18 protein-coding genes and 3 pseudogenes are annotated in these 16,346 nt (G+C 31.7%); all 21 read left to right on the top strand.

Going from position 1 to position 16,346, the window contains the following annotated elements; all coding sequences use genetic code 11:
• Positions 1–162: 162 nt before the first annotated feature.
• Entirely contained in the window at positions 163–546 is a 384-nt protein-coding gene (locus ELD05_RS04445; RefSeq protein WP_241243614.1) for a polymorphic toxin type 44 domain-containing protein, read from the top strand.
• Positions 530–955, top strand: a complete 426-nt coding sequence (locus ELD05_RS04450; RefSeq protein WP_127351523.1) for a DUF5412 family protein — start codon at positions 530–532, stop codon at positions 953–955. The genes ELD05_RS04445 and ELD05_RS04450 overlap by 17 nt, the downstream gene beginning before the upstream one ends.
• A gap of 474 nt (positions 956–1,429) precedes the next feature.
• Positions 1,430–2,548 (top strand): annotated as a pseudogene (locus ELD05_RS04455) (IS256 family transposase); the annotation flags it as partial.
• Positions 2,549–2,690: 142 nt separating this feature from the next.
• Positions 2,691–2,930 carry a hypothetical protein gene (locus ELD05_RS04460; protein ID WP_127351524.1) on the top strand — a complete coding sequence of 80 codons (240 nt, stop codon included), beginning with the start codon at positions 2,691–2,693 and terminating at the stop codon, positions 2,928–2,930.
• A complete protein-coding gene (locus ELD05_RS04465; RefSeq protein WP_127351525.1) occupies positions 2,917–3,276 on the top strand; it encodes a hypothetical protein in 360 nt (119 codons plus the stop codon). Before ELD05_RS04460 ends, ELD05_RS04465 begins: the two co-directional genes overlap by 14 nt.
• Positions 3,267–3,575 carry a hypothetical protein gene (locus tag ELD05_RS04470; protein ID WP_127351526.1) on the top strand — a complete coding sequence of 103 codons (309 nt, stop codon included), beginning with the start codon at positions 3,267–3,269 and terminating at the stop codon, positions 3,573–3,575. Before ELD05_RS04465 ends, ELD05_RS04470 begins: the two co-directional genes overlap by 10 nt.
• Before the next feature lie 35 nt (positions 3,576–3,610).
• Positions 3,611–4,192: a hypothetical protein gene (locus ELD05_RS04475; protein ID WP_127351527.1), complete on the top strand. Its 582-nt coding sequence runs from the start codon at positions 3,611–3,613 to the stop codon at positions 4,190–4,192.
• 62 nt (positions 4,193–4,254) lie between these two features.
• A pseudogene (locus ELD05_RS04480) lies at positions 4,255–4,533 on the top strand (MMPL family transporter); the annotation flags it as partial.
• 350 nt (positions 4,534–4,883) lie between these two features.
• The gene (locus ELD05_RS04485; RefSeq protein WP_011917011.1) at positions 4,884–5,168 is read left to right on the top strand and encodes a hypothetical protein; all 285 of its coding nucleotides are present in this window, start codon (positions 4,884–4,886) and stop codon (positions 5,166–5,168) included.
• 344 nt (positions 5,169–5,512) lie between these two features.
• On the top strand, positions 5,513–5,968 hold the full coding sequence (locus ELD05_RS04490; protein WP_241243616.1) for a hypothetical protein: 456 nt from the start codon (positions 5,513–5,515) through the stop codon (positions 5,966–5,968).
• An 80-nt stretch (positions 5,969–6,048) separates the two neighbouring features.
• Positions 6,049–6,864 carry an ABC transporter ATP-binding protein gene (locus tag ELD05_RS04495; protein WP_011917013.1) on the top strand — a complete coding sequence of 272 codons (816 nt, stop codon included), beginning with the start codon at positions 6,049–6,051 and terminating at the stop codon, positions 6,862–6,864.
• Position 6,865: 1 nt separating this feature from the next.
• The gene (locus tag ELD05_RS04500) at positions 6,866–7,522 is read left to right on the top strand and encodes an ABC transporter permease (RefSeq protein WP_011917014.1); all 657 of its coding nucleotides are present in this window, start codon (positions 6,866–6,868) and stop codon (positions 7,520–7,522) included.
• Between the two features lie 263 nt (positions 7,523–7,785).
• Positions 7,786–7,896, top strand: a pseudogene (locus ELD05_RS04505) (helix-turn-helix domain-containing protein); the annotation flags it as partial.
• 9 nt (positions 7,897–7,905) lie between these two features.
• Complete coding sequence (locus ELD05_RS04510; RefSeq protein WP_277601428.1) at positions 7,906–8,097, top strand: ATP-binding protein; 192 nt, start codon at positions 7,906–7,908, stop codon at positions 8,095–8,097.
• A 142-nt stretch (positions 8,098–8,239) separates the two neighbouring features.
• On the top strand, positions 8,240–9,424 hold the full coding sequence (locus ELD05_RS04515; protein ID WP_127351530.1) for an MFS transporter: 1,185 nt from the start codon (positions 8,240–8,242) through the stop codon (positions 9,422–9,424).
• A 470-nt stretch (positions 9,425–9,894) separates the two neighbouring features.
• Positions 9,895–11,181, top strand: a complete 1,287-nt coding sequence (locus ELD05_RS04520; RefSeq protein ID WP_127350861.1) for an IS110 family RNA-guided transposase — start codon at positions 9,895–9,897, stop codon at positions 11,179–11,181.
• A 585-nt stretch (positions 11,182–11,766) separates the two neighbouring features.
• Positions 11,767–12,249: a chemotaxis protein CheW gene (locus ELD05_RS04525; RefSeq protein WP_127351531.1), complete on the top strand. Its 483-nt coding sequence runs from the start codon at positions 11,767–11,769 to the stop codon at positions 12,247–12,249.
• Between the two features lie 25 nt (positions 12,250–12,274).
• A complete protein-coding gene (locus ELD05_RS04530; protein ID WP_127351532.1) occupies positions 12,275–13,825 on the top strand; it encodes a methyl-accepting chemotaxis protein in 1,551 nt (516 codons plus the stop codon).
• A gap of 157 nt (positions 13,826–13,982) precedes the next feature.
• The gene (locus ELD05_RS04535) at positions 13,983–14,537 is read left to right on the top strand and encodes an ECF transporter S component (protein ID WP_127351533.1); all 555 of its coding nucleotides are present in this window, start codon (positions 13,983–13,985) and stop codon (positions 14,535–14,537) included.
• Positions 14,538–14,584: 47 nt separating this feature from the next.
• The gene (locus ELD05_RS04540) at positions 14,585–15,286 is read left to right on the top strand and encodes a DUF6873 family GME fold protein (RefSeq protein ID WP_241243617.1); all 702 of its coding nucleotides are present in this window, start codon (positions 14,585–14,587) and stop codon (positions 15,284–15,286) included.
• Between the two features lie 88 nt (positions 15,287–15,374).
• Complete coding sequence (gene ytxC, locus ELD05_RS04545; RefSeq protein WP_127351535.1) at positions 15,375–16,268, top strand: putative sporulation protein YtxC; 894 nt, start codon at positions 15,375–15,377, stop codon at positions 16,266–16,268.
• The last annotated feature ends 78 nt before the right edge of the window (positions 16,269–16,346 follow it).

Here is a 16,346-nt window from a genome sequence, read left to right on the forward strand (position 1 = left end):
CCAACAGGTTAATTTGCTATGTGGTACTAAACCTGTATATGATTAAAATTATTTCTTAAGAAGTTATAGCTTACAATGGCATCAACCTCTATTATTCAGCATGATCCAGATGAGCCACCGTACGTAAATTTGCTAAACATATGCAGAAACAATGTAATTGAATTGAACAATATTTATTTATCAATGTTCATATATACAAATGGAAATGCTGCCTTAGCATATTCTGCAAAAGTTGCATATTGGACATCTAAAGTAAGAGAAGGTGGTGATTGGGATTACAAACTAATATATGGCTGGAATAAATTGTACAAAATAATTGTTAATGGCAAAGCAGAATATGTCTATGGAGAAGATATTGGTAATATTAATTATGGATATACGGGTAGATCATTACCTCTTCCACCAGAAATTTTATGTGCAGCTGCTGGAGTTGTTCAAATATTAACTGGAAATTTTGAAATTTCTTACTATAAAAGCTATTTTGATGATCCGGAAGATCAAGAAGCAATTAGGAAAGGGATATCATGGTATGAGCAAGGTTTATAAATCTAATGGTTCAGCTAAAGTAAACAATGGTTCTTTTAAAAGAATATTAATCAAATTACTGATGACAATATTAATGCTTATATTATTATTTTCTTTATTTGTCTACTGGCGATTTTTTGATATAAACATGCTTCCGCATGGCGAATTTTTAAAGGAATCTTTATCCCCTGATGGGAAATATAAAATTAAATTTTACTTAATCAACGGCGGTGCAACAACAGCATTTGGAGTTAGAGGAGAGCTGTGTTATAAAAATGGCTTAAAAATTAGAAACATATACTGGGATTACCCGGAAGATAAAGCTGATGTTAAATGGATAAATAATCATGTAGTTATAATTAATGGTCACAGATTAGACATTTTTAAAGACTCTTTTGATTGGAGAAAAGAACCTGTAAAAAGGCGATAGAATAATTTTGAATAAAAAAACAAAAATCTCAGGGAAAGTGAACAGAGTATTTTTTCGCTATAGAATTTTTCTTAAGCTTAAATAGCCTGCAATCCTTTATTTTCAAAGATTTGCAGGTTATTTTTATTTCAGCAATCTACAAAAGTCCCTTTGTAAAAATAAAGGCGATTTTTTCTTTTTTTGTAATATAATTTTATGGATAAATTTGATAAAATGTATAGATACGTAAAGGAACAAAAATTAGGCTCTATAATAAATATTGGGTTAGATAAATAGGGAAAAATATAGCACTTATTCTGAATGTCTGCTATAATATGATTGTTTTTAAGGGTAAATGGATAGAGAAGGAAGGAGCATCAGTTGAGTCTATATAATTGTGTAAAAAAGGATTGAACCACCTCTCCCCCTCTCTGGTTAGAACAGAGATTAAGAGAAATCAAAAACCAAATTCTTCAAGGGGATGAGGAAAACAATATTACCATAGATTCTGAAATTTTGCATTACCTTTTTACAACAGGCACAAAAGACGAGAAATTAGCCAAGTTATTAGAATCAATACTTAATCAAATCTTAGCGTATCTTGCTACTGAACAAATTAAGGCTTAAGCCTATCGAGAGGACAGAGGAAAGACAAGACTATCGTAACGGTTATTATTCCAGGAGTTTAATTACCAGGGTAGGGACTTTGACTTTGAAAGTGCCAAGACTGCGTAATGGTAAATTTGACTTGCGACCTTTTTGAACGTTATCAGCGAAGTGAACAAGCGCTTTTATTGGCTATTTAGTGAGATGGTGGTAAATGGAGTATCCACACGAAAGATTGAAGAAATTACTTATGAGTTATGTGGGACTGAGTTTTCAAAATCCACCATTTCAGAGCTTTGCAAAAATCTTGATCCTGTAATTGCGCAGTGGAATTCGAGGTTTTTGGAAGAAAAGAAGTTTCCTTTTGTGTAAGCCTGTGCGATGGTTGTAAAGATAAGAGAAGAAGGTCGCGTTCGACAGAGAAGTCTTCTAATTGGTGTAGGTGTAAATGAAGAAGGTTACAGAGAAGTTTTGGGAGTTATGATAGGAGACAGCGAATCAGAAGAAAGCTGGGGAGAATTTTTCTCATGGTTAAAGGAAAGAGGGCTCAATGGAGTCGATTTAGTAGAATCAAGCCATCACAAAGGGCTTGTACAAGCGATTTATCGACATTTTCAAGGTGCGACCTGGCAAAGGTGTCAAACTCATTTTATGAGAGCTATTTATGACAAGACACCGAAGGGTTTACAAAAGGAACTACATGCTAAGATAAGAGCTATGTTTGAAGCTCCAGATGCAAAGACAGCAAGAGTACTTCTGAATCAAGTGTTGGAAGAGTACGGAGGCAAAGCCCCGAAAGCAATGGAAGTTTTAGAAGAAGGATTTGAAGATGCAATAGCGGTTTTAGAACTTCCAGAGCCATACCGAAGGAGGCTGCGCACAACTAATATATATTGGAGCGACTGAATGGAGAAATTCGCCGACGAGGAAGGGTTATAAGGTATTTGTTAGCCGAGTGTCATGTATTCGCTTAATAGGTGCTTTATTTTAATGGAACAGGATGAAAAATAGTTGTCTACGAGAGAAAACGTTTCAAGCAATTTTTCAAAGGAATTAGGAAAAAGTATTAGTATGTATAGAACAGAATACGATGAAGAATATGTTTTAAGGTTAGAAAAAAGTTTAAGTAATAAAATTGAGGGATCTAATCTTGTCTACTGAAGTGGTAAACATCGATAACACTGGAGAGTCTGTATTTGTTGATGCAATAATCAAATGCAAAGATGGAACTTTAAAAAATGTTAGTGATGTTGCAAAATGGGAAAGTAAAAACAATGACATTGCTATTACTTATCAAGGAAGAATTTTAGCGATAAATAAAGGTCAAACAATTGGGAGAGTATCATTCGCAAACTATACAAAAGAGATAATAGTAAATGTTAATAAATAGTAATGATGTAAGTAGTAGAATACTCAAATTACAAAGTAATGACTCCAAGGCTGGAACATTGTCATCTAATTCTAGAGAAGATATAGTCAATAAAGCTAAAAAGATGGTAGAAATAAGTTGGACACCTAAAAAAGATTTAGTAGGGTGGAGAGGAAACTTTATTTTCGCTAAAGGAAAAACTTATAAAGGGATACCCTATTCACAAACAGAATATCAGAAAGATGATACAGGCTTTTTAGAAAGTTTAAATAAAAATGATTTTTATGATTACTATACAAGATTTGGCATAAGGATGCCCAAATATGGTAGAGATTGTTCTGCTTTTGTTAGCTTTGCTTGGGGATAAGTAGAAAAATAACTACAGATTTTATAAATGGTATAAAAAATGGAACGTACAAAAAAGTAGGAAACTACAACGTCGATAATCCATCAACAAACGATTTATTGAATTCATATCCAAACCTTAAAATGGGAGACGCAGTAGTAAACGCAGGACATACATTCTTAATTGCTGCTAATGATTCAAAAAATAAAAAGGTTTATGCATATGAACAAACACCTTATTATGCTCAATATACCTGTTGGACTTATGAGCAAATGGCAAATGGTAAATATATGCCTTTTACATTACCTTCTCTAAATTAATATAGAACTTAAAAAATTTCAGGGAGAGAAAGTAAATGAAAAGAAAAAAGGTTAAAAGCCTCACTTTGTCGTTAGAAATATTACTAATTTTGTTTTTATTGCTAACAGCTTGTAGAGACAATAACTTATCTCTATCCCCTGGAAGTATGAAATATGATTACAAGTATTATTCTAATTATACCTATGTATTTGTGGATAAATTTACTCACAAAAAAAATGAGCAAAAAACTTTTAGCTTTAAGTATCCTAAAGGTTGGATAATTGAAAAAGAGCCAGCATGGGAGGCTTCAACTGAAAAGGAATCTTCCCCTGAATGGGGAGTAGTTGTATATAAAGATAATGATAGAGAAAATAGAATAGGTATATATGGAGTTGTTTCTCCTAGTTATGGAAATCAAATAAAAGAAGATAAAAGTTATATTAAGTCAGATCTTATAGTAGATAACTTTAAAAAAGGAGAAGTATACTCTAAAATAAGAGATGATAAAATTGAACTATATGTCTTTTATGAATCAAGTTCAAATATATATCCTCTGTTTGCAGTAGCAGCGTTAGACAAAGATTTCTATAAAAAATTTCGAAATGAAATATGGCATATAATAGCAAGTGTCCAATAATTGGCTACCTCTGTCTTATAAAATTAGGCATTTGCAAAATAGATAAAATTAAAAGCAATGTTCTTGGAATAGACTACAGTGTATTCTTGCTGATAAGATTTTATGAATATAAAGACTTGGAGATAAACGAGGCACTGAGACTTACCTCGGCAAATATTGGGCATGTTGTAACCTCAGCTGCTATAATCTTAGCTGGCACATTTGCGGCAATGCTGCCATCTGGGATTTTGACATTAATGCAGGTTTCCATCTGTGTTGTGATAGGCCTTGTTTTGCTTGCATTTTTCCTGCTGCCGTTTTTGTATAATAGTTTGATGAGGATAAAAAGGGATGTAATCTAAGAAGCATCTTTGAAAAAATTAGGAAGCTGCTTCCAAGAAAGGGGGCAGCTTTTTTTATTGTGAGGCAGTGAAAGAAAATTAGAGAAATTTAAAGATATATGAAGAAAGAGATGGTTTTATAGGTAAAAATGGCTGATAATAAGCTAAAAAAACGGGTTTGACATAATGAAAATATTGTAATAAAATTCAAGCAAAATATTACAAATAAGCAATATAGCAATTTATTTACGAATTAATAATAATTACAATTAAAGAAAAGAAATTGAACAAGCTAATTAGGATATATTACCAGTTTATAAAAATATATGCCAATTAACTATTATGTATGCTAATATACAGCATCAACCTCTTTGTGTCCGAAAATTGGGGTTAACGCATTTTCATATAGTCCAATACTTCCTTTTGGAAAAGCATGTGATTATATTTGGCAATATGAAGATATAGTAAGACTTTCTGAAGAAGATAAATATGTTAAAGAAAAATATGGACATATTATTCCATATATTCAACTTAAGGAATTTAATAGAGAATATATTAATAGAAATTGTGGAGCAGGTTGGAAATATATTGTTATAGATCCTCAATTTTACGTGCATCCATGTGTAATGGCTGATCCTAAAAAGATATTATGGTAAAATAGAACCATATTCACCCTTATTATTTTTTGAATTTTGGAAAGAAAAATTAAGCAAGTGGGCAAATCTTAATAGTGCTCAAAAAGAGATTTGCAATGAATGCAGCTTTCTAAATTTTTGTATTCCTTGTCCATTGCGTGTTAGAAAGCTTTTTGAGAAAGGTTTTATAGATAAAGTGAAATGTGCCTGGTATAGTACTAATGATAGTAACATTTTTTAATTTTTTTTGAATGATTACAATCAATAATAACAGTAACAGAAACGAAATTGTTTATTTCAATAGCAAAATTTAGATGGATTGAGAAATTATACAAAAATGTATATCGAAAGGGAAGATGAAAATGATGAAATATTATATATACATATACTTTATTTTAGGTTTTTATGGTTATTTAAGATTTGCTTACATGATTTTGAGAGGAAAAAGCATCATAAAAAAAGCTTTTTATTACACAGATTCAAACAGAGATAAGTTATGGATTGTTGATATAATAATAGGGGTTTCAGCACTGTTAATATCTTTTACTTATATAGCTCATAAAAATTTTAATAAATATCTGTTAACAATAGGTATGTTATATGGTTTAGTGTTAATAATAAGAGGTTTAAAATCTCTTTTCATAAGAAATCCTAATAATTTTATTTTGAGAAAGCTTTCTAACTATGTGGCAAATTCCTATATAATATTTTCTATCTGGCTTTTATCTGCTGTGATCGAGATGAATGGGATAGAAGGTGGTACAATAGTAATAATAGGTTTATATTTTGCAACTTATTATGTTTTATGGAAGATAATATAATTTGCATATATTGCAACAATAAACAAAATAATAGCAAAAATAAAGAAAAAATAAGAAATTGGGGGGGAACAAAATTTAAAATGAAAGCAATAGAGATTAAAAAATTAAAAAAGAGCATCAATGGTAAGCTGATTCTCAAAGAAATAAACCTAAACATTTATGAAGGAGAAATTTATAGTTTATTGGGGCCAAATGGAGCTGGTAAAACTACTACAATTTATACTTTGTTAGGGCTACTTAAAAAGGATGATGGAGAGATAAAAATTTTTGGTGAAGAACTTTCGAAAAAACATTTTAAAGAAATAGGGGTTATGTTTGAAATAGAAACTTATAATTTAGAGTGGTCTGTTATAGATAATTTGAAGCATATGTGTTATTTGTTTGGAGTAGATGAACATAGAATATATGATTATGTTGAAATATTAGACTTAAAAAGGGAAGATTTTCGTAAAAAATTCAAGCAACTTTCAAAAGGAACAAAGAGAAAAATTTCTTTAATTGGTGCTTTAATGCATGATCCTAAAATACTTATTCTGGATGAACCTACATCTGGGTTAGATCCGGAAATTCAAGTAGTTTTTAAAAAGCTGTTGCTTGATTTAAAAAAGAGAGGTAAAACTGTACTTTTTGTTTCTCACAATTTATATGAGGTACAGGAAATTAGTGATAGAATTGGATTTATAAAAAGCGGTGAAACGATTTTCGAAATACCTGTTTCAGAAAAGTTTTATTTGGTAGAAGGAGATTATCCTGAATTTCAAACCTATAGAGTGAAAAACAGCAAATTATATGTTTTTGATGAGAAAATGTTTCTAAAGATTAAACCAAAGAATTATCAGATGATAGAAAAATTAGAAGATTTATATGTAAAATTTATAGAAGGGAGGGTTAGTTAAAATGTTTTTTAAAATAATAAAATTAGAAGTCAAAAATTACATTAAAAATGCAATTATATTATTACTAATTTTAAACATTGCGGTGTGGTATGCGCTTAAGAATTTTGAACAATTTTTAAATTATTTAAAAGATAAACCTTCTATAAGCTTATTTTATACATTGTGTGTTGTAATAACTATTTCATATTCAATTGTATTTATAACAACCATTAATTTCGATAAGGACAAGAGTAGTTATGTTTATCATAGATATTTTACATCACCTTTAAGTAATACATTGATATTTTTATCAAAAGTTATTCCAGTTTTAATTACAAGCTCAATAATTGTTTTCATATGGGTTACCTTTATTTTATTAAAAAGTCATTTGAATAACATTTATTTATTTCTTTTTGTTATTCTCACTGTTTTTGTGTTTTCATTAGGATGTATATTCATAATTTATTCGGTCAGTCTCACTACGAAAAACAGCGTATTGATAAGTGGAGTAAAATTTTCACTTGTTTTCTTATTTTCATATATTCCTAAATTGGCATTTTCGAGTAATATATCAATTCAAGTTTTAAAAGCTGGACTTATATTGTTATGTTGGGGTGTATTTATTGTTGGTTTAGTGATACTTAAAAGGATAAATGTAGAAAAGATAATAACAAGTTAATTCAAACGTTTGGAAGAAGCTAATAAATCCGATAATAGCAAGTATCTGCTTCCAAAAATGAGGTAGCTTTTTTATTGTGAGAAAGCGAAAAAAATTGAAGAAATTTGAAGATATTTGGAGTAAAAGTGTTAATGATAAAATAAAATCATCAGAAATGACACAAAAAATTCTCCACCTGGCAATTCCAAAAATACCTTCTGTAGTGTAGAATAGGGTATATAAAAACTACAGAAGAAGAAAACGAAGGGATGCTGACAATAGCAATGCATATTACAATTCATACATTATACAAACAGGAATGCAACAAAAGCCAGATAGCCAGAATGCTGGGCATTGATAGAAAAACTGTGAGGAAAGTAATCAAAGATATTGAATAGAAGAGAATGTGGGCATCAATAGGGCTACCTGGAACAGGAAAGACTCATCTTGCAATAGCGTTAGAATTAAAAGCTGTGTCATTGGTCTATAGGGTACTGGTTACAACAGTAAATAGGATGCTTAAAGATTTATACATTTCAAGAGCAGGTAATTCATATCAGCAGAAACTAAAAAATACGTCAATGTGGACTTGTTGATTTTAGATAAATTGTGACTGAGGAAACTAAATCAAGGAGTCGTTAGAGGTTCAGTAGTAATGGGTGGTCACAAAGTTTAGATATTTAGTGGCAAGTCACTATTTAGTGACTTGCTAACTACAAAAAAAGGTGAGGGATTTTTATGTTAGCTTATTTTATTACTGTTTTAATTAAAGGGACTGCAAAAGGTTTATTTTTTCCTATTTGGATTTTACATATGTCAAATTTAAAAGTTTCATTATTTGCTATCGGAATATTGGGTAGTGTCTTAGAAACAATTAGGTTTGTTACAGAAATTCCTTTTGGGGCATTTGCAGATAGATATGGTAGAAAAGTTTCATTGTTTTTATCAGCTCTTTTAAATTTTATTGCTTTTTTCTTATTTTCATTAGGAAATACATTTTGTATGTTCCTATTTTCTGTATTAATAATGGGATTAGCAGATTCCTTTGAATCTGGAGCATTAGAAGCATGGTTAGCTGATTATTTAATTCTGAAAGGGAAAAGCGATAAATTTGAGATTGAGATTAGAAAAATGTACATTGTTTTTATTACAGGAAGTATTATTGGAGCAGTTTTTATAACCTTTATGTACAAAATAAATGCCATCCTACCATTTATAGTATCGGCAATATTATATATTATTGCAGCTTTGATAACTTATTTTTTTGTACCTGAATCGTTACAAGAATCTTATAATTCAAATAGCAACGAGTCAATGATAAATAAGATTAAATTATCTATTTGTTATATTATTTCAACTAAAAGTTTATTTTTATTGTCATTAGCAGTATTTTTATTCGCAATAGGATTAGATGGCATAGAAAGATTTTATCAAACATTTCTTAAATTTAGAAAATTTAATATTTTCTTGATAAGTAATATATATATAATCAGTGCTATTTTTAGTCTTATGTTTATGCTTTTACAAAACAAATTGGATAGTCCTAAAAAGAGTGAGTTGTTAATAATTGGTTGTCTAAAAATTTCAATGTTTATGATAGTAACTATTGCTGTCTTTGTAAAGTTAAATATTATTTCATATTTATGTTTAATACTTTTTTTTATACTAGAAGTTCTTCTTAGGCCTTATCTTCAAAGTTATCTAAATAGATATATAAATTCTGAAATAAGGGCTACTGCATTATCATTTTTTCAATTTGCAGAGGCTAGTGGCGAAATTTTAGCAGGTATTGGAATTGGTTACTTTATAAAGGTTTTAGGTATTTCATATGGCTTGTTTGTAAGTGCTGCATTTATTTTAATTTCGGGTTTAGCAGTTTTTGTTTTGTTATTTTTTGAAAGAATATATAGAAATGTAGATTAAGATGGGGAATGTTTAGATGCCTATTTATAAGCAAATAAATATGGACTACAGAGTGTTTAAAATGGATATTTAATTAGTAATAGGATTGCTTTAAATAAAACAACTATTGAAATATGGGACTATTGGAATTAAAGAGTTATTAGGTGATATACCTATACTTGCAGCTTCAATAAGGGTGACTAAGCGATGCAATGCATTATGTAAACACTGCTATGGCAACTCAGGCGAACCATTTTATAATGAGTTGACTACTCTGAAAAATTAAAAAGCTAATAGATGTTTATAGTGATGAATTTGGGTAAAGAAAATCTTTTTCACAGGTGGAGAACCGTTTACAAGCATTCCTGTAATGAACGAAAATGAGTGAAAATGAAGAGAAAAGAGATTTGAAAAGATAAGGTACCTCCTGATAAAATTAATAAAGTAAGTTGTACAACTTACGAAAAAACACAACAAAGGAGGTACCCTCTTTGAAGTATACACAAAATGAAAAGATATTACAAGTCACAGAAAGAACTTTAGTTGTAGGAGTAGATATAGCAAAGGAAAGGCATGTTGGTAGAGCATTTGACTTCAGAGGAGTGGAGCTTGGTAAGAGAATAGAATTTGAGAATAGGAAAGAAGGTATGGAAAAATTTCTGGATTGGGCAAATAAGATAATGAAAGCAAATGGCAAGGAGAGTATGATAGTTGGGATAGAACCTACAGGGCATTACTGGCTGTGCTTTGAGCAGTACTTAAGAGAGAATGGCATAAAAGTGGTATTAGTGAATCCTTTTCACGTGAAGAGGAGCAAGGAGCTTGATGATAACACGCAAACTAAGAGTGATATAAAGGATCCGAAGACGATAGCAATGCTTGTGAAGGATGGAAGATACACAGAACCAAATATACCCGAGGGTATATATGCTGAGATGAGAGTAGCGATGAACATATATGAAAGGCTTCAAAAACAGCTGAATGTTTTAAAAAATCAAATAATCAATTGGCTTGATATATATTTTCCAGAGTTTTTAGGAGTATTTTCTGATTGGGAAGGCAAGACAGCAATAGCGACGCTGAGAGAAATGCCATTGCCTTGTGATGTAGTAGGGAAGGAAGTAGAAGGGATTATAGAGTACTGGCGTGACAAAGTAGATAAGCGAGCGATTAGTCGCAGGAGGGCGATGGATTTAACAGAAGCTGCCAAAAGAAGTATAGGTAAAAAAGAAGGTAGAAAGCTGGCAAGACAAGAGATAAAATATTTGCTTGAAGAATATGAGCTTTTAAACAAGCAAGTAGAAGAGATAGAAGCCGAGATGGCAGAGCTTTTGAAAGAGGTGCCGAATGGCGATAAGCTTCTTGAAATAAAAGGTGTTGGAGTGAAGACAGCAGTTGGATTTATTTCAGAGGTTGGAGATATAAAGAGGTATGAGGATTCGAAGCAGATACAGAAATTAGCGGGACTCAATATAGTTGAGAATAGTTCTGGCAAGTACAAGGGTCAGACGTGTATAAGTAAAAGAGGGCGAGGAAGGCTCAGAAGTAGCTTGTTCAAGGCCATGATTACAATAGTAGCAAAGAATGAAGAATTTAAGCAGCTGCACAGGTATTACACCACGCGAGAGAACAATCCCTTGAAGAAGAAGCAATCATTAATAGCACTGTGTTGTAAATTGATAAGGGTGTTTTATGCGATTTTGAAAAAAGGCGTAAAGTATGATGGGAACAAGATGTTGAGCGATATAAAGAGAGAGGCTTTAGCAAGGACAGCGTGAAGTGAAGCGAAGTGAGAAAAATTGCTTGAACATTCTTAGTTTAAAGCAGGAGAAATAGTTTGAGTGATTCACATCTTGAGGGGGTAAAGAAATTCTTAGCTTTGCGAGGAGATTAAGTCATGTCGAGTAGCAAAGCGCCCCTTTTAATAATAGTTCACATCTTAGAAAATGTATTGATGGTTAAGAAATGAAGGAGAAAGGATTAAATGATTTTTTATAGAAAGTAGATTGAAAAATGTGAGCGGGTGGTCAGAGTACATCCTCCATACGGGCGAAGACCCTGCATACGAGCATAACTGACGTCCACGCCATGGTAGATGGGACGAGGGAATTGAGGGCAAGTGAGAAAAGACCCTGAGAGACATGAGAGGGTAAACACCATGGTTGTTGTGGATAGATACCCGCCGTAATATGGTAGAGCAACAAGATAAATACAAGAGAGAGGCTGAGTCTAAGCTAGGTATGGTAGAATAAAGCAATAATAACAATATCAAGAACAAAATTATTTGTTTCGATAGCGAATTTTAAAGAAATCGCGAGATATTTTGAGAAAATCAAAGGTATATTGAGAGAGGTGGTGAAAATATGCAAGACCAGGCAATAAATATAGAATTAGAGGAATTAGAAGAGGGTATGAAAGATAAATACCTTATATTTATGGTAGATGAACAATACTATGGGATTGAAATAAAATACGTGATAGAGATTATAGGTCTTTTACCTATTACCTATGTCCCCCATCAGCAAGAGTACATCAAAGGAATTGTCAATTTAAGAGGAAAAATAATACCTGTGGTTGATGCAAGAATAAGATTAGGGAAAGAATATAAGGAGTATCACGAAAGAACGTGTATAATTGTTGTGAGCATAGCTGATTTTCAGGTTGGAATCATTGTTGACCATGTTAGTGAGGTTGCAATTATAAAAGAAGACGAGCTTGCACCTCTTCCAGAAGTGGAAATGCAGGCTGCCGAGAGATTTGTAAAAAGTGTAGCAAATTCTTCTGGGAGACTGATTCTCTTGCTGGATTGCGAAAAATTTGTCAATCCGAACAAAATCGGAATTTAAAAATAAAAGGAAAGGATGTGAATGTATGAAGTTTTTTAGAGATATGAAAATCTCATTAAAGATTTTGGCGGGGTTTTTTGTGATTTTAGTTTTGATTTCTATTATGGGGGCTGTTGCAGTAAATAGCTTAAACAAGATTCATAATTCTTACATGACAATGTACGAGAACAACGTAAAGGCATTCGTGTATATTAGTGGTGTATTAGAAGGATTTGAGAGACAGAGAGTAAACTACAGAAATGTTTTGTTGTCCCGAAATGCTAATGAGTTGCAATCTTATCTGCAAAAGGCGGATGAAATAAACAACTATTACAAGTCCAACTTACAAGAATTTTCAAAGATAATAAAAGAAAAAGAGATCATTGATGAGTACAAAAAACTAGTAAATTATCTTGAACAGTATGACCAGCTTACAAATCAAATATTAGAACTTGCTAAGACAAATAAAAAAGAAGCAATTAACCTTCTGTTCAAGCCAAGTTCTGCTCAGCTTGTGACAGATGTTCAGAATTCAATAAACAACTTATACGACATGGAGCGAAAATACATTGAAGGGTTAAATGCCCAAAACAACAAGTTAGCTTTTCAAACAAAAGCTCTTCTAATAGTTGTTATTGTAATCTCAATAGGTGTTGCAGTAATCTTAGCTTTACTTATCTCAAATGTAATTAGCAGACCTCTAAACAAAATGGTTTTTGTTGCCGAGGCAATAGCAGATGGTGATTTGACAATTGAAGTGGAAAATGATTCTAAAGATGAGATAGGAAAGTTAGCTGGAGCATTTGATAGAATGGTAAAAGGTTTAAATGAGCTTATACACGGGATTAAGACCTCTGCAGAGCAGGTTGCAATTGGTGCAAAACAGCTGGCTGATGCCTCACAAAACCTTGCCCAAGGTGCAACAGAGCAGGCAACTGTTATTGAGCAGCTTAATGCCTCGGTTGAAGAAGTATCAGTTCAGACAAAACAAAATGCACAGAATGTTGAAGAAGCATCGAAGTTTGCGAGTCAGATAAGGGAAGATGCCAAAATAGGTATGGAACAGATGGAACATATGATGAAGGCAATGGAAGAGATTAGCTTGGCATCATCAAATATATCAAAGATTATAAAGACAATCGATGAAATAGCATTCCAGACAAACATATTAGCCTTAAATGCAGCAGTTGAGGCAGCAAGGGCAGGTAGTTATGGCAAGGGATTTGCAGTTGTGGCTGAAGAGGTGAGAAACTTGGCAACGCGAAGTGCAAATGCTGCAAAAGAGACAAGTAGCCTGATAGAATCTACTATAAAGAAGATAGAAGCAGGTGATAGCATAACAAAACAAACACACGCGGCTCTTGACAAAATTGCAAAGAGCATTGACAAGATGGCAATGATTATGAACGATATTTCCTATTCATCAAAAGAACAGTCAGAGGCTATAGCCCAAATTACAGAAGGTATAAATCAGGTGGCAAATGTTGTCCAGAGCAATTCAGCAAATTCTCAGGAGACTGCTGCTGCCTCAGAAGAGCTTTATAGTCAAGCAGATACACTTAAAAACCTTGTTGAAAGGTTTAGAACGAAAAACTAAGAGTAAATAACGATCTGTTTGAAGGGCTGTTGTAAGGCAAAACTTAGAACAGCCCTTTTAATCTTTTGTATCGATACAGATAGCTAATGGAGTTTTGATTTTTATTTTTTATGATATAAAATTGTTGTGGGATAAAATTCTTTGTTGAGGTGAGAATATGGACAAGAAAACTAAGTTTTGGATATTTTCAGGAATATTGATAGGAGCTGTTTTTGTGTTAACCTTTACAATTAAAATACCTTTGCTAACAGGCTACTTTAATATCGGTGATGTTATTATTATGCTTGCATCTATTTTGTTTGGCAAGGGAGTAGGGTTTTTATCGGGTTCTTTTGGTTCTGCTCTTTCAGATATAGCTTCTGGTTATTTAGTCTATGCTCCATTTACATTTATCATTAAAGGATTGGAAGGGTATATATGTGGTCTTATATTTGAAAAGTTAGAAAAAGGTAAAAAGCCAAATATTGGTTTTATTGTCGCAACCATACTCAGTGGTATTTGGATGGCAGTTGGTTATTTTTTGTCAGAAGCTTTTGTGTTAAAATATGTGTCATCAGCATTAAATGTTAATAGAGACCTGCAGTTTGGATTTAAAACGGCGCTTGTAAATCTTCCGTTTAATTTGTTGCAAGGGATATTGTCAGCTGTAATTGCTATAGTATTAATTGTGCCACTTTATAAGAATAAATTTATTGGGAAGATGAGAACTTGAGATATATAAAATTTCCGCATTTGCCAAGTAGAAAAGTCACCCATGTTTTGATTGATAAAAGAGCTTATAATAAGACAGTCTATATGTTAGAAGATTTAAAGATTGAAGCAATTTTTTGCGAAAAATCAAAAGATGTATATAATGCCATTTCATCTCATCCAGACATATTTTATTTTCACTATGAAAATGATTTAATATTTGCCGCTCCCAACTCACCAAAGAAGACTACTAATGAACTTTGTAAGCTGGGATTCAATATAATATTTGGTGAAAGGAATATATCTAAAAAGTATCCTGAGGACATTGGTTATAATTTAGCAAGGATTGGTAACTACGTCTTTCACAATTTCAAATTTACTGATAGAATTATTTTAAAATACATTGAAAGAGATAACCTAAAGAAAATCCATGTAAACCAAGGATATTCAAAGTGTTCGATATTAATTATAAACGAAAGGGCGATTATTACCTCAGACAAAAAAATTTACAAAAAAGCTCTTGAAAATAACATAGATGCACTTTTAATAGTGCCCGGATTTATAAAATTAGAAGGTCTAAACTATGGATTTATTGGTGGTTGTGGAGGATTGATTGACAAAGATGTTTTAATTTTCAATGGAGATATATCAAAGCATCCAGATTATAGCAAGATAAAAGAATTTCTAAAGAAATATAAAATTGAATGCTTGTGTGCAGAAGGTTTTGAGCTTTCAGATATAGGTTCAATCATTCCTTTGTGTCAGGAGTAGAAAAAAGAGCATACTTAAAAAGAATTTTTGCGGGTATATTTATTATAGTCCCTTTACTCAAAGAATATTATTCAGGGATGTGAAAAAGATGCAAATATTGAGTTTGGGAGTGGCAGAAGAACCTTTCTTTGTATATAGTAGATTAAAAAAACAATTTGATGAACTAGAAAATATAAAAGGACTTTCAATAGAGCAAGGACAGAGCGGAGAAATAACCTTTTATGGAATATTTTTGAGTGATGAGGAAATAAAGAAGAACCTTGATTTATACACATATGAAAGAATAAAATATTTCATTGCGGCAGCTCTATGCAATGTGATAATTGATTATACAAAGGAGAAGCTGATTTGCAAATTGGTAGATGAAAACTACTATTTTTTGGATGGTATAGAAAAAGAAAAGATTTTGTTTGAAAGTAGAAAAAGAATGGATGAGATAGTTGAAAGCAGCGGATTTTCAAATATTAGATATGAGATAATTAAAAAGGTTTTAGACTTTCTTGATTATAACTTTGAATTTAATTTTGAAGGCTTTTTGACATTTAGATTAAAGGAATATCTTAAAATCATAAACAATATCATTGAAGATGCAGCAAGCAAGTACTTTTTAGAAAGAGAATATATCCAGTTTATAAACTTGTTGAAATACTTTTTAGATCTCCAAAATACAAAAATAGATTTAGTCCACATAGTACCTGATGAAAAAGCGTATATTCTATATGACAAAGAACTTAAAGAGGTAAAAGACGAGTTTTTTGAAATGTTATCAAAAAATTTGAAGTTAAATCTTAGCAAAGAGGATATATTGCTCAGCAGATTAATATCTCTTTCGCCCCAGCAAGTTATCTTTCACAGACATTGCAGCTCCAATCTCTCTCAGGATATTTTAGAGATACTTTCTCTTGTATTTGAACAGAGAATTCATTTTTGTGATGAATGTGAGATTGAAAAATCAAAGACTATTGCCAAAAGTGAGGAATAAATCCTCACTTTTTTTATGCTGGTGTCAAACAAAGTTTACTTCAGCTATTTAAAGTGATATAATTTTAAAGGGAATAAC

Origin of the sequence: Caldicellulosiruptor changbaiensis, assembly GCF_003999255.1 — a bacterium.
In the GTDB taxonomy this organism is placed as follows: Bacteria; Bacillota; Thermoanaerobacteria; order Caldicellulosiruptorales; family Caldicellulosiruptoraceae; genus Caldicellulosiruptor; species Caldicellulosiruptor changbaiensis.